We start from the raw sequence: 21,212 nt of genomic DNA on the forward strand, positions 1-21,212 counted from the left end.
CCTGTTGTGCCCGGCGTATACCCGCGTGGGTGAGGTGCTGAGTAGGGTGAGCAGCCTCATCAGAACGTCGAGGTCGTGGCGCTCGAGCAATTCGTGGAGGACGAGGGGTAGTTGCTTCCGGCTCTCGGAGCGAGACCGGAGCTCCAGAGGGTGCGACCGCAGGCTCCCGATCCATGACTTCCACGATCCGCAGAAGGCGTTCCAGGAGTTCCGCGAGGCGACCGGGATGTCCGAGACCGACGGCTTGGAAAGGCTGCGCGTGCATACGCGGGTCGACGTCGGGGACTCGTGCGGGGTCGAGACGATGGTGCACAGCGTGGTGCTCCGAGCGAACCGGGATGGAGCGCGGCGGATGGCGGTGTATTTCTACACCGACAATGTGACCACGGACGGCCAGCAGGTGCTCTATGAATTGGGCAAGGTGATCGGCGGCACTATCGCTGAGCAGGTGGAGTTTGCCCACCTGGGCGCCACGGCGGCGGTGATCGTCCTCGACGAGGAGTTGTCAGTTGGGCAACTGACGACGCTGTCGGTGGAGTGGGTCTTGGTGACCGAGCCGGCGACCACGCCCGAGGTCGACTGCTATCAGATGCGCAGCCCGTGGCCCATCGGTCACCTCGGCCTGGAGGTGCGCTTCCTGGGGCAGTTGCCAGCGACCCTGAAGTCCTGGGCAATCCCGCGGCTCGACCCCGCCGAAGCTATCCCCGACCAGCCACCGACCGAACTGGTGCCGATCGAGAACGTCCAGGTGTCAGTTGCCGACGTTGTCGGTGGGGGCGTGCGCGTGGAGTGGCAGTGGAGAGCCGAAGCTAAAGCTGTGTGCACCTAGAGTTGTTGCCGCTTCCCGTGATGGTCAACTGGTCGTGGACCACCTGACAACCGGTCGAGCCGGCATTCGGAGTCACGGTGTACGTGGTGTCACGGTTTCCCGAGCTGCGAGCCACAGACCCTAGCTCGCCCGAGGCCGGTGCGCCAGCGCTCAGGGTGAAGGTTCCGGAGCTTCCGGAATCGCCGGAATCGCTGTACGACGACACCCCAGGCACGGCGGAGACGGTGTTTCCACCACCGCCATCCGGTGTGGTGGCGCTGTAGGTGAAGGTCAGTCCACTCGTCGAAGTGCCTGGGGTGACCTCGTAGCGGATTCTGAAGGACTCGCTGGTCAGCGTCGGGCACTCAAGATAGACCCGGATGGTGCAGGGCCGTGGGCTAACGGCCGCAGCCGGCGCCACCGACGCCACCGCAACAACCGGAACAGACCAGGCAGCGCCCTTGACGAGCGTGCGGCGCGACGTGGTGCGAGACATGAGCGGGCCCCTTGGGGATCGTGTGACAGAAGTGACCCCCTGCGTTGTGGGCCGAAGCGAATGTACGGCCAACTCAACACCTAACACAACCCCAGAGCGCTCGTTAAGGCATAAATCACCTCTTGGGGTGAGCTCTCCGCTTCCTGGGGGCCTTTCCCGCCTTCGCATACGTCGACGTCGCGTAGTGATCCTGCTTGCGAGTCCGGTAGCCATACCCATAGACCACCGAGCCCATCCCCTTGAGCGGAGCGCGGTTGAGCACCGCTCCGAGCAGGTGCCCGTTCACCCGCTCCAGCACCTCCAAGCTCAGCCCCATCTGATCCTTGTCGGCCTGACCCACCGACACGATCAGCAAGGTCCCGTCGGCGATCGTGCTGAGCAGGCCGGCGTCGGTCACCGGCAGGAGCGGCGGGGCGTCGATGATCACGAAGTAGCCATCGGCCACGACCCGGTCGAGGAAGGTGTGCATGCGCTGCGACCCGACCACCTCGGAGGGGTTGGGTGGCACTCTCCCAGCGGTGAGCACGTGCAGGTTTTCGTCCCCGGTGCGCTGCAGCGCGCTTTCCAGGTCGATCTCACCGGCGAGCACCTGGGTCAGGCCGACGGCGTCGTCGAGGTCGAACTCGGTGGCGACCATGGGCCGGCGGAGATCCGCGTCGACCAGCAAGGTCAACTGTCCTGCCGCCGCCATTACGCGCGCGAGCTGCGATGACACGGTCGACTTGCCCTCTCCCGCACTCGCCGACGTGATCAGGATGCTGCGCGGCGGGTTGTCGAGGTTGGCGTACTTCAGGTTGGTCCGCAGCGTCCGCAGTGCCTCAGCCGCCGCCCCCTGCTCTACGATCGAGCCGCCCTTGCGCGACCGACGATCGAGCTCACGGGTGCCCGGCAGCACTCCCAGCACCGGAGCACCCAGCGACTCGGTGACGTCTGTCTTGCTGCGCACCCGCCGATCCAGGTGCCGACGGGCCAGCGCCAGCGCGATGCCGGCCGCCAGACCGACCGCCGCCCCGACGGCGAGGTTTTGCGTCAGGTTGGGGGACACCGGCGCTCCCGGCAGCAGCGCCTCCTCGACCGGCACCACCTTGATCACCGACGATTGTTCCTGCCCTTCTGGGCGGCCGGCGTTCTCCAGCGCGAACGCCTCGTCGACCAGAGCCCGGATGCCGGCATCGGCCAGATCCTTCGCCGCCTGCGGGCTGTCAGCGCTCGCGGTGATGCGGAAGACATACGAGTCGGGCACAACGCTCCCGCTCAGCGCGCCCGTGACTGACTGCGGCGACCGCTCGAGTCCGAGGTCGTCGACGACGCGTCGCGCCAGGTTGAGACTGTTGACGAGCGGCACGTATGCCGCGGCCCTCTCCTTTGCGAGGCTCGCCCCCGAGAACGCGTCACCCATGGTCCCCGAGTCCCCAGCCACCACGTATGCCGTGGACGTGGCCTGATAGACGACGGGACGCGTCATCGTGAACAGGGATGCTGCGCAAAGGCCGAGCAGGAGTCCGGCCACGATGCCGCGCCAGTTCGCGCGAAAGATGCGCAACGCGTCTTGCAGGGTCACGGCTCCACTCCAACCTGGTTCACGGGGTCACAAGGTATCCGACGAAGCCGACTTCGAGGCATAACCTGACGTTGCCCACCCGCAGGGGTGGATAGGGTGACTGCGGGTACACCTGTGAGTGTGACGACGACCAGCGCCTTTGCCCGCGCCCTGGATGACGCCCTGACCTCCCGTGGTCTCACCCTTGAACGGGTGGCGGACCATCTGGTAAGTCGCGGCGTGAAGTGTTCCCCTTCTACCCTGAGCCTCTGGCGGCGCGGGCGCACACGCCCTTCCGAAAGCGCGCTCCGCCGACATCCTGAATGCTCTTGATGAGGTCCTGCATCTGGACCAGGGGACGCTGCTGGCGGCGTTAGCCGAGCCAGATACCGGAGCGCCCGAGTGGTGGGACCGCCGGGTCCCGATTCAAGAGTTCGACGACGTTCATGCTGCCTTTCGTGAGTTCCAAGCCGCAGTGGGCCTGCCCGGACGCGACGGGCTGGAGCGCCTCCACGTGCACACCCGGGTGAACGTGGGAGCTGAACGCAGCGTCGAGGCGATGACCCACAGCGTGACGCTCCGTGCCAGCGAGGATGGTCCCGATCGTTTGGGTGCCTACTACCACACGCCCAGCGTGACGGAAGATGATCAGCCCGCACTCTTTGAAGTCTCGAGAGTCATCGGAGGCCGGGTCACCAAGACCGTGGACTTTCACCAGATCAATGCTGCGGCATCCCTGATCGAGCTCGACCATCCTCTAAGCGCTGGAGAACTCACCGCCCTGTCTATCAATTGGGAGCGCATCACCGAGCCAGCGGTGTTCGCTGACGACACGGACTTCTATGACTTCCGAACGCCGTGGCCGGTCGGCCACGTCTCACTGGAGATCGCGTTCGCAGGTGAATGGCCGGCGTGTGCTCGGGGCTGGGCGACTGCTCGACTCTCCGACGATCAATCGCTGACTGACCTCCCAGAGGTCGAGCTGTCACCCAACTCCTCGGTGCAGGTAGCGGTTCGAGATGTCATAGGTGGTGCGGTGCGCATCGCATGGTCCTGGTCGGAGCCCGTATGACGAAACTCCCCTCAGATGCCCGCCAAGCCTCCAGTCCGGGGGATTTTCGTGGGCACTTCGTACGGCCATCGCCGCTAGCGGCCTCACCCTGGCTCAATTGGTGGCTCGTCTCTCTGCTCGAGGATTGCGCACGACCGCTGCCACCCTGAGCACCTGGCAAAACGGGCTCACCGCTCCGGCTCGACACAGTTCAGTGCAGGTGATTAGCGAGTTGGAGCGCGTTCTAGGCCTGGGGGAGGGAGAACTGCTCCAGTTCACCGACTTGGTCGCGGCTTCGGGGGTGACGGACGCGGACGACGACGTTTCCAACGCGACGGTCAAGGAGTGGGTCCGACAGGTACGGACTGACTGGGACATGCCGCGAGACGACGCCTTCACCGTGGACCTGAACCTGCTTCGGGTCACCGTGCACGACCCTCAGACCCGCAGTTACTCCATTGAGCAAGTGGTGAGGTGCGAGTTGACCGGAGCGCGTCGCGTCCCTCTTCTGCTTAGGCGTCCAGGTGGCTCGGACGGTGGTCCACTCCCTGATCTTCGTGCAGTGTCAGGTTGCACGGTGGGGCGGGTCAGCCGAGACCTCTTGGCGGGGCTGCCCATCGGCGCTGTTGAACTGCTCATGCCCCGACCGCTCGAGGTCGGTGAATCGTGGCGTTTCGAGGTCGAGACGAAGTGGGTTTATAGTTGCTCGGATGCCTTTCAGATCATGACGTCTAGCCCTAGGGTGAGACTCAGTATTTTGCAGGTCATCTTTGACTGGGACCCTGCGATTATTTCAGTGGGTAGGGGTCGGATGGTCCACGTGGAGTTCGTCGAGACCAGCGGAGAGACCACGTCTCCTCTCGGGTCAAGGAGCGCGACGGTGGACATTCAGGGGACTGAATATAACGCGGCAAAAATATTATGGGGTGGATAGGAAGGAGCGGCTGGTCAAGTACAAACTCGCAAGTTTCCTACCGCGATATATTGAACGTTCGATTGGGTATTAACGTTCCAAGTTGCTTTCCATTGTTTGGAATAGGTTAGCGTGAACTTCGTGTCGTAAACATTGACTTTGACCTCCACGTTCCGGTTCGAATCGCTAGTCGATTGCGTCGCGATTGTCGCGAATCCTGTGGAGTTCCGGTAGAATCCATCCCCCGCCACGATGGATCGGAAAGTGGTGCCAGAAGTTGTACTTTCCAAACCGGTGCGGATATCCGGCTCTTCACAATTGAGGGTGTAGAGAGCGCTGGCGCGTCGATCCCTGGGTAGGTGTCGAGGTCTTCCGAAGATGGGAGTTCTCACACCGCCCATCCGGAAGACCTCGACGTGCCCGACGCTACCTTCACGCGCCCCGACCTGACCACTTTCACCCGCCTGGACGACCTCGGCCTGGAGGTCACCGGCCAGCTGCTTGAGCCCGACCGTGCCGTGCTCGCCTGCCGGGTCGTCGAACCGGACGACTGGTGCAAGCGGTGCGGCTGCCAGGGCGTCCCGCGCGACACCGTGACCAGGGAGCTGGCGCACGAGCCGTTGCCGGTGGCGCCCCACGACGCTGCTGGTCACCGTCCGCCGATACCGGTGCACCGAGTGCTCGCACGTGTGGCGTCAGGACACCACCGCCGCGGCCGAGCCCCGGTCCAAGATCTCTCGCGCCGGCCTGCGCTGGGGCCTGGTCGGGATCGTGGTCCAACACCTGTCGATGGCCAGGGTCGCCGAGGGCCTGGGCGTGTCGTGGAACACCGCCAACGACGCCGTCCTGTCCGAAGGACAACGCCTGCTCATCGACAACCCCGCCCGCCTCGACGGAGTCAAGGTCGTCGGCGTCGACGAGCACGCCTGGCGGCACACCCGCAAGGGAGACAAGTACGTCACCGTCATCATCGACCTCACCCCGGTCCGCGACGGCACCGGCCCCTCCCGCCTCCTGGACATGGTCGAGGGCCGCTCGAAGAAGGCGTTCAAGGACTGGCTGGCCGACCGCGACCAGGCCTGGCGAGACGGGATCGAGGTCGTGGCGATGGACGGCTTCGCCGGGTTCAAGACCGCCACCACCGAAGAGCTGCCCGACGCGGTCTCGGTGATGGACCCCTTCCACGTCATCAGGTTGGCCGGGGACGCCCTCGACGAGTGCCGGCGCCGGGTCCAGCAGGAGCTCCACGGGCACCGCGGCCGCAAGGGAGACCCCCTCTACGCCGCGCGCCGGACCCTGCACACCGGCGCCGACCTGCTCACCGACCGTCAGCACGAGCGCCTCGACAAGCTCTTCGCCGGCGACCGGCACGTCCAGGTCGAGTGCACCTGGGGCATCTACCAGCGCATGATCGCCGCCTACCGAGACCCCGACCAGACCGCCGGCCGCGTCGAGATGCGCTCCGTGATCGAGGCCCTCACCGAGGGTGTGCCCAAGGCGCTGGTCGAACTGCGCAAGCTCGGCCGCTCCCTGGCACGACGCGTCTGTGATGTCCTGGCCTACTTCGAGCGGCCCCGCACGAGCAATGGACCCACTGAAGCCGTGAATGGTCGCCTTGAGCACCTGCGCGGCCTTGCCCTCGGCTTTCGCAACCTCACCCACTACATCGCCCGAGCACTCCTCGAGGCCGGCGGATTCAGACCCCAACTACACCCTCAATTGTGAAGAGCCCGTTAAGTTCTGAGTCGAGACTCTTACGACGACCGTCGCCGACGGCGCGTCGCTTGCCTCTGGGCACTCCGCTCCCCGCTCGACGAGGTTTCGACATCACGAGACCGGCGGAAACGGCGAGCAGCCTTGGGCTCGGGGGCTACGGCATACGAGGACGAGGCGTAATAGTCCTGCTTGTAGGTGCGGTACCCATACCCGTAGACCACGGAGCCCATGCCCTTGAGCGGCGCACGGTTGATCACGGTGCCGATCAGGTTGCCGCCGACCTGGTCAAGCACCTTCCGGGCGAAACCGATCTGCTCCTTCTGCGTGCCGCCCTGCTTGATCACCAGGATGGTGCCGTCCGCGATCGCGGATAGCAGGCCTGCGTCTGTCACGGGGAGGAGCGGGGTGCGTCGAGGAGCACGAGGTAGTCGTCCGCGATCAGGTCTGCGAGCACCTTCTGCATGCGTTGCGAACCCAGGAGCTCACTCGGGTTCGGGGGGATGCGCCCGGCGGAGAGGACATCGAGGTTAGGGTCGTCGCTGGACTGTAGGGCGTCAGACAGTTCGACATCACCGGCCAAGACCTGGGTGAGGCCGACTGCCGAGTCGACGCCGAAGGTCTTGGCGACCGTCGGCCGACGAAGGTCGCCGTCGACCACGATGGTGCGCTGCCCCGCGTGAGCAAGCACCCGAGCGAGGTTGGCTGTCAGAGTCGACTTGCCCTCGCCCGCGTTAGCCGACGTGATCAGGATGCTGCGGGGAGGGTTGTCGACATCGACGAAGCGCAGGTTTGTGCGCAGCTGACGAAGCGACTCGGCCGCCGCGCCCTGCTCCTCCAAGCCGCCTGCACGACGGTTCTCCCGGTTGAGTTCAGTGCTCTCCGGGATGATGCCCAGCACCGCCGAGGTCATCACCTGCTCGACGTCACCGACCGTCCGCACGCGGCGGTCCAGCTGGCGACGGATCAGGCCGAGCCCCACCCCCAAGGCGAGCCCGGCGGCGGTGCCACCAGCCAAGTTGCGCGGATAGTTGGGTGAGATGGGCCGACCGGGGAGCAACGCAGACTCGTTCGGGATCACCTGGATGACCGAGGACATCGGCTGGCCCTCCGCGCGACCCGCGTTCTCCAGCGCCATCGCCTGGTCTCGGATACCGCGCACGGCAGCGTTTGCGCGGTCCATCGCCTCCTGAGGTGTGGACGCTGTCGCGTTCACCTGGATCATCGAGGTGTTGGGAACGACCCAGGCAGTGACCGCGCCGGCGAGCGCTGCCGGCGGTGTGTCCACCCCGAGCTCGGCCTGCATCGCCTCACCGACTGCCATCGAGTTCGCCAAGGCCGTGTATGTCGTGGCTCTCGTCTGCGCCAGGCTGCCGCCCGAGAAGGCGTCCCCGACGGTGTCGGAGCTGCCTGCTTGGACCAGAGCTGTCGACGTCGCCTGATAGACGATCGGCTGCGTCAGCGTGTAGAGGAACGCGAGCAACGCCCCACGCTCGCGCTGGCGAGGATGAGCAGCGCGTTGACGCGGGCGAAGCGGATGATGTCCTGGACGGTCACGGGATCTCTCGGTCAAGCGGACAGGGGCTTCGGCGCACGGGAGCCGAACTCTGGACAAGGGTAGTGCAGGCGCTCGCCTCCCGGCAGCGAGTCGCCGCTGGTCAGGACCATCGTTCCCTGATCTTCTCCAGATCGGCGGCGACGTCATCCCTGTATGCCGTGTACGTCGCGTCGAAGGGTGTGCGGGCGTGATAGGTCACGATGCCGTGGTCGAGGACGGTGACAAGAGTCCCGCTGGCGCGGTTGAAGAAGTCGCCGTGATCGACCATCCGGAGGCTCTCGTCCCACCGGATCTTGTGCAGTGACTCGGTGCGGGCGAGGTAGATCTGCTCGATCTTGTAGCGGACCGGAAGGCCGCCGATCACCTCGCCCCATCCCCGGAGGGGAGTCTCAGCCCGCGGGCTGAGAGACGATTGAGGATGGTCGAAGTAGTAGCGGCGAGGGAGCTCGACGCGGACGAAGCCGACGATGTCGACTTCGGGGTTGTCGCGCAGGTAGTTGAGGGCGCGGTGCACGTGCGTGAGCTTTGTGAAGACGATGTCGTCATCAGTGATCAGTGTGTACTCGGTCTGCACCTGATCCAGCGCTGCGTTGCGGCCAACCGGCACGCCGCTGTTGAAGGGCAAGGCCAGAACGTCGCACCTGTCGTCCGGTTCGGAGATCGGGGAGTGGGAGTCATCGGCGATGACGACTCGGCCGTCGAAGACTCGTCGTGCTGTCCGGACGCACCTGCGGGCAACCTTGGGGCGCAGGAAGGTCTTCATCGCCATCGTCACATCGGCGGCAACGTCGGCACGCTCATCCAGTGTCTGCGAGGGATGGCGGAACGAGTCCCAGGCCTCGGCGAAGCGGAGCTGCGCGCCTGTTGCAGCGGCATACCCGAGGCGCAGTGGTGCGCCGCTCCGGGAGTGCAGGGCGGAGCGAACGCGGTCGTCCAGGGTCATTACGAGGTCGCTGGGACCAGCCTGGGGATGATCGTCTGCAGGTGGCCCTCAATCTCGGCGGCTGCTGCGGCGGTGGCTTCCTCACCGGTGCCAAAGGGATCCACGACGTCGTTGCTGCTGGAGGCGTGACCCCGGTGTTCTCGCACGTAGGCGAGGAGTTCTCGGCCCTGGACGCCGTCCGGAACCTTCTCGACGGCGGAAGCGAACTGGGCGAGCGTGTAAACCTTGCGCACCAGTTGAGGGAAGTCGTCGAGGATCCAGACGCGGTGCCCGACCGTCATCGTGAGGATGATGTCTGCGGCCTCAAGGATCTCGGGGGTGAGCCGGCGGCTGGTGTACTCAGGGTCGCTCACGCCGCGGTTCGCCAACTCGGCGACCATGATCGGGTCCATGGCCCGGTCCTCCCAGGCGTGGGTCCCTACGCTGCGGATCTCGAGCTGGTCCTTGGAGGCCATCGATCGAGCCAGGGCGTGCGCGAACGCTGACCTGCAGATGTTGGCCGTGCAGACGAAGAGCACGTTGATGGGATCCTTGACGGTCATCGCGGCTCTAAAGGCATTGGGCGGCGCGCGCGCCACAACGGCGTGCTCTGGCACGGCTCCTGGCGGGCAGGGCTTCTGGTGAACACGGATTGATTGTAGACAGCGCAAGTCCGCGCGGGTCAGGCCAGTCTCGGCGGGCCGTTGTACAGGGAGAGCCGTCTAATCGTGAGCCCCACTAGGCTGGAAGTTGTGATGCCAACCGCGAGCCTGGTCGTGCCGTCCCGTGGCGGGAGGGACCGGCTTCCCATCCTTCTTAAGGCCCTCAGCCAGCAGTCGAGGGATGACTGGGAGGCTGTCATCGTCCTGGACGGTGACGTCGACGGGTCGGCCGACTTTCTGCAGACGGTCAACGACGATCGTGTCCGCGTGGTGGAGTTCCGTGACAACCGTGGCCGGTCCGCCGCGCTCAACGCCGGACACCAGGCGGCCCGTGGAGACGTGCTGATCCGTTGTGACGACGACCTCGAGCCTGGCCTGCAGTTTGTCGAGCGGCATGTTTCACGACACCAGGACCAGGACTGCGGCGTCGTGGGCCTTTACGTCAACCGCTACCCTGACAATCGGTATGCCGAGGTTTACGGTCGGCCGCAGGACTTCCTCTTCCGGCAGCAGGCCTACGCCACCGTCCCCGAGATGCGTTGGCGTTATTGGGCCGGCAACGTCTCGGTCACCCGCGACCAGTGGGAGAGGGTCGGTCCCTACGACCTCACCTTCCGCGCTTATGGCTGGGAAGACGTCGACTGGGGATACCGGCTTCACACCAGTGGGGCACAGGTCGTCCTCGACCCATCTCTGGAAACGACCCACCACGTTGCGGCGACGACGACGAAAGTGCGGGCGCTGCGGGCCTACGCCGCGGGGGCCGCGAGGGAAAAGTTCCTGGAGAAGCACGGTCGTGTACTACCGGAAGCGCCCACTAGTGGCTGGTGGAACAGGGCCTCCGAGTTCTTCGCCAGGGTGAGTGGCGAACGGATGGTCGCGGCGACAGGTTCCGCCGTGGATCGCGCGGCTCCGTTCCTGCCAGGTGCCCTGGCCGGCAAGGCCACCGCCTTCACAGTGGAGTCCGCGGGCCGAGCCGGCGCCCGCCAGCGTCCGGAGCGAGATGTCACGGTCAGCGGAGCGGCGCTAGGGGGTCCTCCTCCGAGCCGTACTTAGCCGGCACCCTCCGGATCCCGTAAACCGCGAACCCGGTCAATCTGCCCCAGCTCGCCACCCAACCGCGCAACCACCTGGACCGCGGCGCCGGCCGCGGTCTGGCCAACCTATAGGGCAACCACAACGTCTGTTGGCCCGCATCCCGCAGCACCGCAGCCAGCGTGGGTGGCCGACCCAACTGCGACGCCGGATGTCTTAGCACGACGGCCATCCTCGCTTTCGCGCTGCGAAAAGTCTTCACGATGACGCGTGACCGTGCGGTGATCCTGAAGTCGACCACCGCCTCCGGGAAGTAGTGGACCGGGTACCCAGCCTCTTGGATGCGCCAGGAGATATCGACATCCTCGCAGCCGTAGAGAGGCAGCGACTCGTCATAGGCACCGACCTCGAAGAAGTGATCTCGCACGACCGCCATGTTGCAGTTCCCCGCGTGTGGAAGGTACTCGGTGGCAGTCAGGCCGTCGGGGAAGGCACCGTGATCGGCAGACCCGTCCGGACGCCACGCCAGGGTGCGTCCTCCCGCCAGGCCCGCTTGCAGCCGTGCCATGGCAGCCACCCAGCCAGGACGCACCGCATCGTCAGAATCGCACCAGGCCAGCACTCGACCCCGTGCTGCTCGGGCACCGATGTTGCGGACCGCAGGGATGCCTTTTGCTTGGCCCGCATCGATAAGCCGTGCAGACGACGCCGCTGGGTGGCCCCCAGTTATCCACGTCTCGACGATCTTGCCGGTGCCGTCGGAGGAGCCGTTGTCGACCACGATCACCTCGAACTCTGGCGCCCCCTGCTGCCCCCCGAGCGCGTCGAGTTGGCCGGCGATCGTTGCCGCCCCGTTCCGCACGATGATGATGACCGACACCTCGGGGGCGGCCGAGGGTTCCTGTGGCACCATGCGACAAGACTATCTGCCTCGGGGGTGCGTTAGGCTCAGGCAGCATCCCGTCCCGCACTGAAAGCTAGATCCCCGTGGCATCCAGCCCCCGCACCGTCTGGAAGCTCGACAACCCCGATCCGATCGTCGACCCCCGAGCAGAATCCACGCGCCTTCTGTACTTCCTGCTCGCCGTTTTCCTGCCTCTCCGGCTGGAGATCGTGGGCCTGCCCTCCGGGACCCTAGCCGCCTTGGGCATCGGCGCTCTCGGGCTGCTCCAGCCTGGTGATCCGGAGCGTAGGGCCCCGCTATGGTTTGGCCCATTGCTGTTCTCTGTCCCGGCATGGATGGCAACCAGTGGCCTTCTAAATGACGAGTGGGATTGGAGGCGGCTGGGGACCTGCCTCGCCTGGGCCATGGTCGCTTTCGTGCTCGGAACCGGGCGCGTTCACGTGCCGTCGGTTGCTCGCGGAGCGGTGTTTGGCCTGCTCGCGGCCTTGGTCACGGGGTCCATGGCTGCGGGAGCGGGATATGAAGGGCGACTCTCGACCTACGCTGGTGACCCGAATGCCACAGCGATGGCTGCCCTAAGCGTGGGCTTGGCCGCGGCTGCGTGGTCCAGCCTCAAGCGCCGTCCCACATTCCTCATCCTTGCCCTCGTCGTGATCATCGTGGGGCTGACCGAATCGCGCACGGGTTGGCTCGCCCTCCCGCTGGCGGTCGCGTGGGTTGTTCACATGCGGAAATGGAACATCGTCGGCGCGGCTCTGACCGCATGGGCCGTGGTCTATCTCTTCGAGAACCTTCCGGATTCCATCAGATATTGGGGCCCCTTTGCCGAGCGCGTCGGCAGCGACGAGCTCCGGGAGCGCATCCTGGGTATCGAGACGGAAATGGTGTCTCGACGACCATTGGTCGGCCTTGGCCCTGGGACCGCCCGAGCAGACCTTGAGGGACAGACCTTCTTCTTCCATAGCTCGTATCTCTCCGTCCGGGTGGAGGGCGGTTACATCTTGCTGACCGTCGTCGTCCTAACGTTGCTCGGTGTCTTCTTGCGCCTCGCGAGGGCCGAGAAGACTTGGCGCACGGGCTTGCTCCAGGCGGCGATCATCGGTCAGGCCATCACCGCGGCCAACATCGGTGAGTCCCTGCTCACACCGTCATGCGCCACGATGATCGGTCTGGCGATGTGGTGGTCACTCGCCCAACCACGGGGGGTTTTCGCTAGTTCAGATGAAGAAGGGTCGACAGGTCACAACCAGAGCGTACCGGTGCGAGAGGTCGCGGCGCGTCCTAATAGCTAGTCCCGCCAGAGCGCCTCGACCTCACGCTGGATGCGATCGGCAAATCTATCGTCGCCGAACGACTGCGCGTGCTCGCGCAGCGTGCCTGAATCCCAGGGGTGACCAAGTGCGGCGTCGACGGCGTTCCGGATCGCACCCACCTCGGGCAAGTCGAAGTGCGATCCAGTGACTCCCTCGACGACCGTGTCCAAGTATCCACCTGCACGCAGGGCGACGACAGGCACGCCAAAAGAATTGGCCTCTAGCGGCGTGAGTCCGAAGTCCTCATAGCTCGGCCCGATCAAGAGTCTTGCATGGGCATACGTCCAACGGATCTCCGCGTCAGTGAGTCCTGAGACGAACCGGACATTCCCTGACGCCAGCTGACCAAGGCGTTCGCGTTCTGGACCTGCCCCCACTACAACCAGGTTGTGCACGGTGCCCTCCACAGCCTGCACGACCGCATCGACGTTCTTGTAGGGCAGCAGACGCGAGACGACGAGCAGAAAGCCGGTCTCTGCCCAGTCCGCGAGGTCGGGGACGGCCTGGCGCGCTCCCACGTCTGACACGCCGAATGGTGGCGGTAAGACGTCTGCGTGGATGCCATAGGCCTCCTCGATCCGGCTGCTCACCACACGGGAGTTCGCGAGATAGCGGTCCGCCAGGGACGCAGCACGTTGGTCCCACTGGATGAGGCGGGACCGAAGGGCCCCGATCGCCAGCCGCTTGGCAGACCACCGTCCGGCCTCGCCGAGATAAGCGTCGGTCTGGTAAAGCCAACGGGCGGGTGCGTGGCAATAGATCAGCCGACGGCCGTCTCCGCCAAAGCCATGTGCCCAGCCGCTGCTGGACGCGATGACGACATCGGCGTCCACGCGCAGGGCGGACGAGGCTTGCGCCAGGACAGCGAGTGCGCGACGAGGGTCCCTCTTGAAGAAGGCGATCTTGTTGAGCGGGCTGGTGATGATCGTGTGGTCGGCGAACTCGGGATACGTCGCGTCCGGGTCGTAGAAGGTGGTGTAGATCGGGGCGTCGGGAAAGGCCCTGGCGAGGGAGAGGACGACGCGCTCGGCGCCTCCACGCTGGGTCAGGTAGTCATGGGCGATCGCCACTCGTGGGCGCGTCACGGTGCGACTCCCGTCATGAGTGTGCTCAGGAGGCCAGCGAAACGGGCCTGACCTGCCGAGGGCGAATATGTGGTCCGCCACCGATCGTAGGCGGTCGCCGTCGCAGCATCGGCCGCCGTCACGTCGGCCAGAAGGCCGCGGAGGGTCCGGGCCAAATCGTCGGCGCTACCCGCACGAGCGATGTAGGGATGCGTGGGCCCGACGACCTCGGGCAAAGCACCGACGTCCGTCACCACCAGCGGCACCTGTGCCGCCATCGCCTCGGCGGCGCTGAGCCCGAAGGACTCCGGCCCAACCGACGGGACCACGAGGCCGTCGATCTGCGCGAACAAGTCCTCGGGCTCGACCCACCCGAGCATCTCGACACGCGCTCCCGCGGTCGTCAGCCGCCCCTCCAGCTCACGAGACCCGACGTCATCGGTGAAGCGCGCCTCGCCGGCGACCAGCAGACGCACCTCTACGCCGCTCTCCGACACCAGGTCTAACGCGTCGAGCAGGACGGGGAGTCCCTTTTCCGGCGCGAGCCGACCCAGGAAGCCCAGCACGGCCGGGCCCTTGGCGTCGCTGCGCCGAGGGGCATTCTCCATCGGCCGTGTCCAGTTGGGCAGGACCTCGCTGCCCGGCAGCCGGGCGGCCATGAAAAGGCTCGGCACAACCACCCTCATCGCGTGGAGCTGGCTCAGCCTGGCGGCCCACCACTGGCGGCCCTCGGGCAGACGGTGCAGGTGCACGACCCGGGGGCGATGGAGCAGAGCTGTGGCGGTCGCTGGCACCAGACCGTTGCACCAGAGCAGGCCTGTCGCCGTCCGTGCCCACCCGCGCAGGGCGCGCATGTATCCGCGTCGCCCCTCCCCTGGTAGGGCCACCACCGCGAAGCCAGCATGCCGGGCCCCGTCGGCGCACTCACCCGGCGACGCGGGGGCCACGACGACGACGCGATGACCGGCGTCCCTGGCGGCGTGCGCCATGGACAGGAGCATCACCTCGCCCCCACCGACCTCGCCGTTGTTGGCGATGAGGTTGAGCGTCAGCGTCATCGGTCCGCCCCATAGACGTCCAGCAGTGCGGAGCACATGGTGGCGATGTCCGGCCACGCTTCTGCCGACTCTGGGCGGGCCCGCACGTCGCGTCCCTGCGTGAGCACAGCGTCCGCCACTGCGCGTGGATCGAGCGGCACGAGACAGCGGGCCGGGAGGATCTCCGGGTTGCCCCCGACCGCTGTCGCGACGACACCGCGCCCGTGCACTACCGCGTCCAGCAGGGAGTAGGAGTGGTTCTCCCAGGCCGAAAGCTGGGCCACCACGTCGACATCCTGGAAGAAAGCGCGGGGGTCGATGTGGCCGACGAAGTTGACGCTCTCCTGCAGCCCCAGGTCGCCGACCTGTCGCCTCAGGGCTGCTTCCTCGGGTCCGGCGCCGGCGATGGTCAGCGTGGCCTCTGGCTCCTGGCGCCGCAGGATGTCGAAAGAGTCCATGAGGACGTCGAGGTTCTTCTCCGCGGCCAGCCGCGAGATCGAGCCGATCCGCAGGCCAGGGGTCGCCGGAGGGGGATCCACGATCGCGTCAACGCCGTTGTGGATGACGTGGATCGGCAGCGATGAGGGAGGAGACCACCGGGCGCGAACCACGTCGGCGGTGGAGCGGCTGACAGCGATGAGGTCGCTGAGCCGGCGCAGTCGGGCGGAGTGGGCGGTGGCCATCGCGCGCTGCTTGATCTGCCCTGAGTGGTAGACGCCCGGGTCGCCGGAGATTCCGTGCTCGGTGCTGATGAGGCGCGCGCCGGGTGGGGCACCGATCGCGGTGACGATGTCGGCATAGGCCAGGTGCGAGTGCACCACGTCTGGTCGCAACCGTTGCACCGTATGCCGCAGCGCACGGACGGAGGTCGCCGTTCCGGCGCCGGGTCCGAAAGCGGGGTCGAGGACGGCCGTGCCCAGAGCTCGCAGCTGTTCGGCGAGCGGACCAGGGGGGCACAACACGACCAGTCGCCAGCCGAACAGACCGTGCCGGGCGACGTCGAGTACATGCCGGGCGACGCCGCCCATATCGCTGACGGGCACCACCCACAAGGCGGTCCGGGGGTGTGTGCTCAGAACCACTGCTCAAGCCGCTCCAGCGCGATCCAGAAGCCCTCGCCGTCGTTGACGTGGCCCTGCCAGATCTCGGGGATAAAGGTCACCCCCGGGGCGTGCTCGTCGAGCTGGCGCGCCAGGAGCGGCCAGTCGACCTCGCCTTCGCCCACCTGGACACCCTCACCGTCGACGCCAGTGGCGTCGACAAGGTGGAGGTGGTCGGTGTGCGGTGCCAGCAGGTCGACCGCCTCGCTGAAGGGCATCCCCACGAAGTTGGCGGACAATTTGCTGTGCGAGATGTCTAGGCAGAGGCGCTGGCCATACTGCTCGACGAACTCCGTCGTGTCTCGCGGGTCCATGAAGAGGTTGTGGAACTGCTGGCCGCCCATCAGCCAGGGATAGGGGGGCAGGGTCTGCGCGGTCATGGTGATCCCGCTCATGTCGACTCGCTCGAGGGCCTGCGCGACTCGCTCGTAGAGCCGTGGCCGCTCCGAGGCGGGAAGGTGGCGGTCGGGGGTGAAGCCGCCCATCGTGCAGACCAGCACGGGGTCGGTGGGCTGGTCGAACCAGGACCGCAAGGACTTGGTCGCCTCGATGCAGCGTTGGAGCTCGTCGATGGAGCGCTTCCAGATGGCGTCGTCGAAGGACGCCAGGTCGAGGATGAAGTCGCCGGAGAAGAGGTCGGGGACGTGGCAGGTGTAGCCCATCGGCAGCTTCTCGGAGAAGACGTCGGCCGCGTCGATCTCGAGGTCCTTGTAGGAGTAGTGGAACTCCAGGAAGTCGGGCGTGCAGTCGCGGGTGAGGCCTTCGACGTCGTGATAGCGGACCGGCACGCCCCAGGGACGGTTGAAGGAGTACTGTCGGCCGTGGGGGGCCTCGTCGGTGAGGTCGCTGGGGAAGAAGAAGTCCCCGGGCTCCATGTCGCGCTTGGCCACGCGCCCGACGAGCTGGGCGAGGGAGTTGGGCTGCAGGCCGCGCCCCGGGCTCTTGATCGTGATGTCGGCCTCGGCCAGCTGCTGACCTGCCGTGACGGTCGTGGCGGCGACCAGCGACTTGGCGAGGTTGGCGCGGTTCATCATCTCGCCGGTGGAGACCGCGCGGGGGCCGGTCGATCCCAGGGCGTCCTCGAGCTCACGGGTCCGCTGGACCATCTCGGCGAACTCGCCTGGCAAGAGGCTGACCTTGTGGTCGTTGCCCTCCATGGTGCGGTCGATGGTGAAGTGCTTCTCGATGACCTTGGCACCGAGCGCGATGGCGGCGAGGGGAACGTGATAGCCCCGCTCGTGGCCGGAGTAGCCGACCGGAGCCTGGGAGATCTCGGCGAGGCGCTGCAGATAGCGCAGGTTGACGTCCTTGAAGGGCGCGGGGTAGGTCGACTGGCAGTGCAGCAGCGCGAACGGCGCCCCGGTCGCCCGGATGACCTCGACGCTCTCGCGGATCTCGGTCTCGGTCGACATGCCGGTCGAGACGACCAGGGGTACGCGCTGCCCCCCCATGTAGGTGAGCAGCTCGTGGTTGGTCAGGTCGGCCGAGGCGACCTTGAGGCCGGGGACGCCCCAGCGCATGAGGTCGTCGGTGCTCTTGACGTCCCACGGGGTGCAGATGACCTCGATGCCGCGGTGACGGCAGTGGTCGAAGACCTCGAAGAGCTGCTCGGCTTCCAGGTTGAACTTCGAGAGCAGGTCGAGGGTGTATTGCGCGCCCAGGTCCTCCCCCGCGTGCACATTGTCCCCCGACTTGCGATAGAGCGAGGCCATGTCACGCAGCTGGAACTTGACGATGTCGGCGCCGGCGTCGACGGCCTCGTCGACGAGGTGCTTGGCCAGGTCGACCGAGCCGTTGTGGTTGTTGCCGATCTCGGCGATGAGGACGGCCGGGTGATCGGGGCCGATGACGTGGCGGCCGATGCGCAGCTCGCCGGCCCGGTTCATCGCCAGGCTGATCAGGTGTCCTGCCTCGTCAAGGACGGGGATGAGGTCCACCCCGGGTCGGAACTTCTCCGGCGCGGTGGTGGTCACCTGGGTGTCGCGGACGGTGACCGGGGACGGGTTGGCCACCGCGGCAGCCGGCGTGGTCAGGTCGACCTTGGGCTGTGTCGTGAGCCAGCGGCGGAAGTCGCCGTCGGACAGGGAGCCGAGCAGTCGCCCATGTTCGGAGACGATGAAGACGATGCCCGCCTTGTTGGCCGTGATCTTCTCGAGCGCGGCGAGGACCGGGTCCTCGCCGAAGACGACGTAGGGCGTGAGGTTGCGCTCGATGATCACGCGAGGCCTTCCTTGAGCTGTCGCAGCCGCTCCTCGGCCACGGTGAGGTCGTGCAGGGTGTCGATGTCGATGCCTTCGACCTCGTCCATGACGAAGAGACCGACCCGGCCGCCGATGCGGTTGTGCCGGGTCTGGTAGATCTCGGTAGCCGTGACGTAGAGCGACCCCGTCTCGCGGTAACGGTACGTCGTCGGCATCAGCTCTTGCCTGCGAGGCCGGTGGTCGACGTCATACTGCGCGACCGGGGTCGGGCCGTCCTGCCAGAGGAAGGGCGCCTGTGGGACGACGCCGACGAGCGAGTCGACCTGCTTGGCGTCGAACTCGGCGACGGCACGGTCGAGGGTGCCACGCATGCGCACCGGGGAGGTGGCCTGGAGCAGCATGACCCGGTCGTACCGGCGGCCCTGCTGCTCCCGGAAATCGATGGCGTGCTCGACGACGGGCTCGGTGGCCGTGGTGTCCTGTGCCAGCTCGGGCGGGCGGAGGAAGGGGACGTCGGCGCCGTGCCGGCGAGCGATGTCCGCGATCTCTTCGCTGTCCGTCGAGACGAGCACGTCGAGGTCGACCTCGGCCTCCAGCGCCTGCTCGATGGTCCACACGATGAGCGGCTTGCCGCCGACCTCGCGCAGGTTCTTGCCGGGGATGCCCTTGGACCCGCCGCGGGCGGGGATGAGGCAGAGGGTGCGGCTCACGGGATCAGCTCCTGCAGGGTGGTGGCGACTCGCGCCGCCGGGTCGGTCGTCGGCACGGCCGGGGCCGGCGTTGGGCTCTCGCGCCAGCGTCCCATCCGGTAGCGGCTCCAGAAGTCGACGAGCCACTCCGGAGGGTCCGGGTGATGGACCCAGGCGGGTATGCCGCGGGCCGCCGCCTCGAGCACGCCGGTGGAGAAAACACCGACGACTGGTCGGTCGATCTGGGCCAACGGCGTGTCCGATCGGTCGATGGTGATCCCTCGGCGCTCCCAGCGGCGATGCTGCCACCGGGACAGTAGGTCCTTCTCGGAGGGGTGTGGCCGGTAGTGGGCGCCCGCGGTCCGGCAGATGAACTCTGCGGCGCGCGCGAAGTCGTGACGCGGCAACTCCGCGCCGTGCAACTGCCCGAGGAAGATCGGCGCCTCTGCTGGGTCGTGAGCGATGCGGCGCGCCCCTGCCCGCGCCAGGAGCTCGGACCCGACGACCCGCTGCTCCACGTCGCCGCGGCTCTCCGCCCAGAAGGCTGCGTCCTCGGCCGACCAGGCCAGAAGCACGGCGTCCTCGGGCAACGGGGCCATCCAAGGCGTTAGTGCCCCGTGCTGGACGACGACGAAGCGTGCTCCCAATGACCGCGCCCACTCGTGCGCCAGGTTGCCGTAGGGCAGGTAGTGGCCTAGGGCGACGACGACCTGGACGTGGCGCAGAACCCGCGGCACCTCGCGACCTCCGTCCAGCACCGTGGCCTTGAGTGCGGGCAGCGCCGACCGGCTGCCGGGGTGTAGCACCGCCACCTCATCGGCGGGAAGGTGCTCCAGCGGGGCTTGGAGGGCCAGCGCGCTCGTCGGCGACCAGCTGTCGAGCGCGACCAGGATCGACGGCGACTTCGGAGACTCCAAGAGCATGGTCGGTGCGGCGCCTGGCTGCAGGCGTTGCTTGACCCGCTTGACGAGCGGCACCTGCGAGCGCTGCCAGCGCTGCCAGCGTGCCAGGTCTCGGGGGAATCTCAGCCCCATACCCCCTCCAGTTCACGTGCCCGATGGGCGAAGGTGTGCTCGGCGAGCGTGCGCCGCCGGGCGGCCTGCCCGATGCGCCGACTCCAGGCCCGGTCGGCCACCGCCCGACGTGCCTGCTCCACCATCTCCTCCGGAGAGGAGAAGACGACGATCTCCGTGCCGGGCTCGTAGAACTCGGAGACGTCCGGGCGGTCGATGAGCTGCAGGCCACCGGCTCCGCACGCCTCGAAGGTGCGCATCGTGAAGCCGTCCTGGTCGGTGTGGATGTTGAGCGAACCCGCCGCGCCGGCCATCAGCCCGTAAGCACGCGAGCGTGGAACATCGCGCAGGGACGGCACGGCGGGGCGGTGCAGACCCCAGGTCCGCAACCGGTCCCAGAGGTGGTGCGACCAGTCGCGACCCACGCCCAGGACGGGCACACCGGCCCGGTTCAGAGCGAGTAGCGCCTGCTCCCGGTTCGGGTAGCGCGCACCGATGAAGACGATCGAGTCCACCGGCTCGGGGGTGATCTCGACCCCCGCGTCGAAGGCGTTGGCGATGCAGTGAGTCTCGATGCCCTGCGCGGTGAGGGACGCGGCGTCGTCCGGTGAGTAGGTGATGAGCGTGTCCACTGACCGCAGCGTTTCGTCACGGTGCTGCATCCGGCGGACCTCGTCGTAAAGCCAGAGAACGACTCGGGCACCGGTCGCCCGCGCGGCCTCCCAGAAATCGTGGGTGAGGATGTCGCCGCGGATGACGAGGACGACGTCGGCGCGCGCGGCTCGCAGCGCCTCGACGGCACTCCGGCTCAGGTCGCGAGCTCTGCATTCGGCCCCCTCGGCCCTGTCGAGCCGCTCCGGCAACTCGTAACGCACCTTGTTGCGCACCTTCGCCCGCAGCCCGTCGTAGCGGTCGTAGGGGTGCACGGTCACCTCGTGACCGAGCTGCCTCAGGCCGTCGGCGAGCGACTCTCCGTAGCCGTGGAAGGCGGGGCAGACGAGGAGGACGCGCTCAGCCACGGCGACCCCGGATCAGGCCCCGCTCGCTCCGCGCAGTGCCGACGCCGTCGAAGCAGTCGTTGACCGCGCGCCTCACCTCGCCCCAGGCCATCTCGGGCACGGCGTGCGGCTCGCCGCCGTGGTGGCGGACGACGCTCACCGAAGGGTGGCTGTGCACGGATGGGCTCCTGCGGG

Annotated in this window: 19 protein-coding genes and 1 pseudogene; 6 read left to right on the forward strand and 14 right to left on the reverse strand. The window is 67.0% G+C overall.

Going from position 1 to position 21,212, the window contains the following annotated elements; genetic code table 11:
• Positions 1-226: 226 nt before the first annotated feature.
• Positions 227-829, forward strand: a complete 603-nt coding sequence (locus ACQBAT_RS00600) for a hypothetical protein (protein ID WP_420746280.1) — start codon at positions 227-229, stop codon at positions 827-829.
• A gap of 590 nt (positions 830-1,419) precedes the next feature.
• Here ACQBAT_RS00600 and ACQBAT_RS00605 read toward each other — a convergent pair.
• Complete coding sequence (locus ACQBAT_RS00605) at positions 1,420-2,865, reverse strand: polysaccharide biosynthesis tyrosine autokinase (protein ID WP_420746281.1); 1,446 nt, start codon at positions 2,863-2,865, stop codon at positions 1,420-1,422.
• Between the two features lie 538 nt (positions 2,866-3,403).
• Between ACQBAT_RS00605 and ACQBAT_RS00610 the strand changes: the two genes are divergently transcribed.
• From ACQBAT_RS00610 to ACQBAT_RS00620, 3 genes and pseudogenes are all read left to right on the forward strand, one after another.
• Positions 3,404-3,916: a hypothetical protein gene (locus ACQBAT_RS00610; protein WP_420746282.1), complete on the forward strand. Its 513-nt coding sequence runs from the start codon at positions 3,404-3,406 to the stop codon at positions 3,914-3,916.
• A gap of 199 nt (positions 3,917-4,115) precedes the next feature.
• Positions 4,116-4,829 carry a hypothetical protein gene (locus ACQBAT_RS00615; protein WP_420746283.1) on the forward strand — a complete coding sequence of 238 codons (714 nt, stop codon included), beginning with the start codon at positions 4,116-4,118 and terminating at the stop codon, positions 4,827-4,829.
• A 395-nt stretch (positions 4,830-5,224) separates the two neighbouring features.
• Positions 5,225-6,533 (forward strand): annotated as a pseudogene (locus tag ACQBAT_RS00620) (ISL3 family transposase).
• Positions 6,534-6,562: 29 nt separating this feature from the next.
• Here ACQBAT_RS00620 and ACQBAT_RS00625 read toward each other — a convergent pair.
• The 4 genes from ACQBAT_RS00625 to ACQBAT_RS00640 form a co-directional block, all read right to left on the reverse strand.
• On the reverse strand, positions 6,563-6,916 hold the full coding sequence (locus ACQBAT_RS00625; protein ID WP_420746284.1) for a hypothetical protein: 354 nt from the start codon (positions 6,914-6,916) through the stop codon (positions 6,563-6,565).
• Positions 6,913-8,004, reverse strand: coding sequence for a polysaccharide biosynthesis tyrosine autokinase (locus ACQBAT_RS00630; protein WP_420746285.1), 1,092 nt, complete (start codon positions 8,002-8,004; stop codon positions 6,913-6,915). The genes ACQBAT_RS00625 and ACQBAT_RS00630 overlap by 4 nt, the downstream gene beginning before the upstream one ends.
• Positions 8,005-8,179: 175 nt before the next feature.
• The gene (locus tag ACQBAT_RS00635; RefSeq protein ID WP_420746286.1) at positions 8,180-9,022 is read right to left on the reverse strand and encodes a glycosyltransferase; all 843 of its coding nucleotides are present in this window, start codon (positions 9,020-9,022) and stop codon (positions 8,180-8,182) included.
• Positions 9,022-9,564, reverse strand: coding sequence for a hypothetical protein (locus ACQBAT_RS00640; protein WP_420746287.1), 543 nt, complete (start codon positions 9,562-9,564; stop codon positions 9,022-9,024). Before ACQBAT_RS00640 ends, ACQBAT_RS00635 begins: the two co-directional genes overlap by 1 nt.
• Positions 9,565-9,756: 192 nt before the next feature.
• Between ACQBAT_RS00640 and ACQBAT_RS00645 the strand changes: the two genes are divergently transcribed.
• Positions 9,757-10,719, forward strand: coding sequence for a glycosyltransferase family 2 protein (locus ACQBAT_RS00645; RefSeq protein WP_420746288.1), 963 nt, complete (start codon positions 9,757-9,759; stop codon positions 10,717-10,719).
• Here ACQBAT_RS00645 and ACQBAT_RS00650 read toward each other — a convergent pair.
• Positions 10,676-11,611, reverse strand: a complete 936-nt coding sequence (locus ACQBAT_RS00650) for a glycosyltransferase family 2 protein (RefSeq protein WP_420746289.1) — start codon at positions 11,609-11,611, stop codon at positions 10,676-10,678. The genes ACQBAT_RS00645 and ACQBAT_RS00650 overlap by 44 nt on opposite strands.
• Before the next feature lie 74 nt (positions 11,612-11,685).
• Between ACQBAT_RS00650 and ACQBAT_RS00655 the strand changes: the two genes are divergently transcribed.
• Complete coding sequence (locus ACQBAT_RS00655; RefSeq protein WP_420746290.1) at positions 11,686-12,894, forward strand: O-antigen ligase family protein; 1,209 nt, start codon at positions 11,686-11,688, stop codon at positions 12,892-12,894.
• Here the strand turns inward: ACQBAT_RS00655 and ACQBAT_RS00660 are convergent.
• The 8 genes from ACQBAT_RS00660 to ACQBAT_RS00695 are packed head-to-tail and all read right to left on the reverse strand — an operon-like array spanning position 12,891 to position 21,177.
• Positions 12,891-14,000, reverse strand: coding sequence for a glycosyltransferase (locus ACQBAT_RS00660; RefSeq protein ID WP_420746291.1), 1,110 nt, complete (start codon positions 13,998-14,000; stop codon positions 12,891-12,893). The genes ACQBAT_RS00655 and ACQBAT_RS00660 overlap by 4 nt on opposite strands.
• On the reverse strand, positions 13,997-15,037 hold the full coding sequence (locus ACQBAT_RS00665) for a glycosyltransferase family 4 protein (protein ID WP_420746292.1): 1,041 nt from the start codon (positions 15,035-15,037) through the stop codon (positions 13,997-13,999). Before ACQBAT_RS00665 ends, ACQBAT_RS00660 begins: the two co-directional genes overlap by 4 nt.
• Positions 15,034-16,059, reverse strand: coding sequence for a glycosyltransferase family 4 protein (locus ACQBAT_RS00670; RefSeq protein WP_420746293.1), 1,026 nt, complete (start codon positions 16,057-16,059; stop codon positions 15,034-15,036). The genes ACQBAT_RS00665 and ACQBAT_RS00670 overlap by 4 nt, the downstream gene beginning before the upstream one ends.
• 29 nt (positions 16,060-16,088) lie before the next feature.
• A complete protein-coding gene (locus tag ACQBAT_RS00675; protein WP_420746294.1) occupies positions 16,089-18,335 on the reverse strand; it encodes an N-acetylneuraminate synthase family protein in 2,247 nt (748 codons plus the stop codon).
• Positions 18,332-19,027, reverse strand: coding sequence for an acylneuraminate cytidylyltransferase family protein (locus ACQBAT_RS00680; RefSeq protein ID WP_420746295.1), 696 nt, complete (start codon positions 19,025-19,027; stop codon positions 18,332-18,334). Before ACQBAT_RS00680 ends, ACQBAT_RS00675 begins: the two co-directional genes overlap by 4 nt.
• Positions 19,024-20,040, reverse strand: coding sequence for an RNA-binding protein (locus tag ACQBAT_RS00685; protein WP_420746296.1), 1,017 nt, complete (start codon positions 20,038-20,040; stop codon positions 19,024-19,026). Before ACQBAT_RS00685 ends, ACQBAT_RS00680 begins: the two co-directional genes overlap by 4 nt.
• Positions 20,031-21,038: a CgeB family protein gene (locus tag ACQBAT_RS00690; protein ID WP_420746297.1), complete on the reverse strand. Its 1,008-nt coding sequence runs from the start codon at positions 21,036-21,038 to the stop codon at positions 20,031-20,033. Before ACQBAT_RS00690 ends, ACQBAT_RS00685 begins: the two co-directional genes overlap by 10 nt.
• On the reverse strand, positions 21,031-21,177 hold the full coding sequence (locus ACQBAT_RS00695) for a hypothetical protein (protein WP_420746298.1): 147 nt from the start codon (positions 21,175-21,177) through the stop codon (positions 21,031-21,033). Before ACQBAT_RS00695 ends, ACQBAT_RS00690 begins: the two co-directional genes overlap by 8 nt.
• Between the last annotated feature and the right edge of the window lie 35 nt (positions 21,178-21,212).

Source organism: Ornithinimicrobium pulveris (genome assembly GCF_050261105.1).
Taxonomy (GTDB): domain Bacteria; phylum Actinomycetota; class Actinomycetes; order Actinomycetales; family Dermatophilaceae; genus Ornithinicoccus.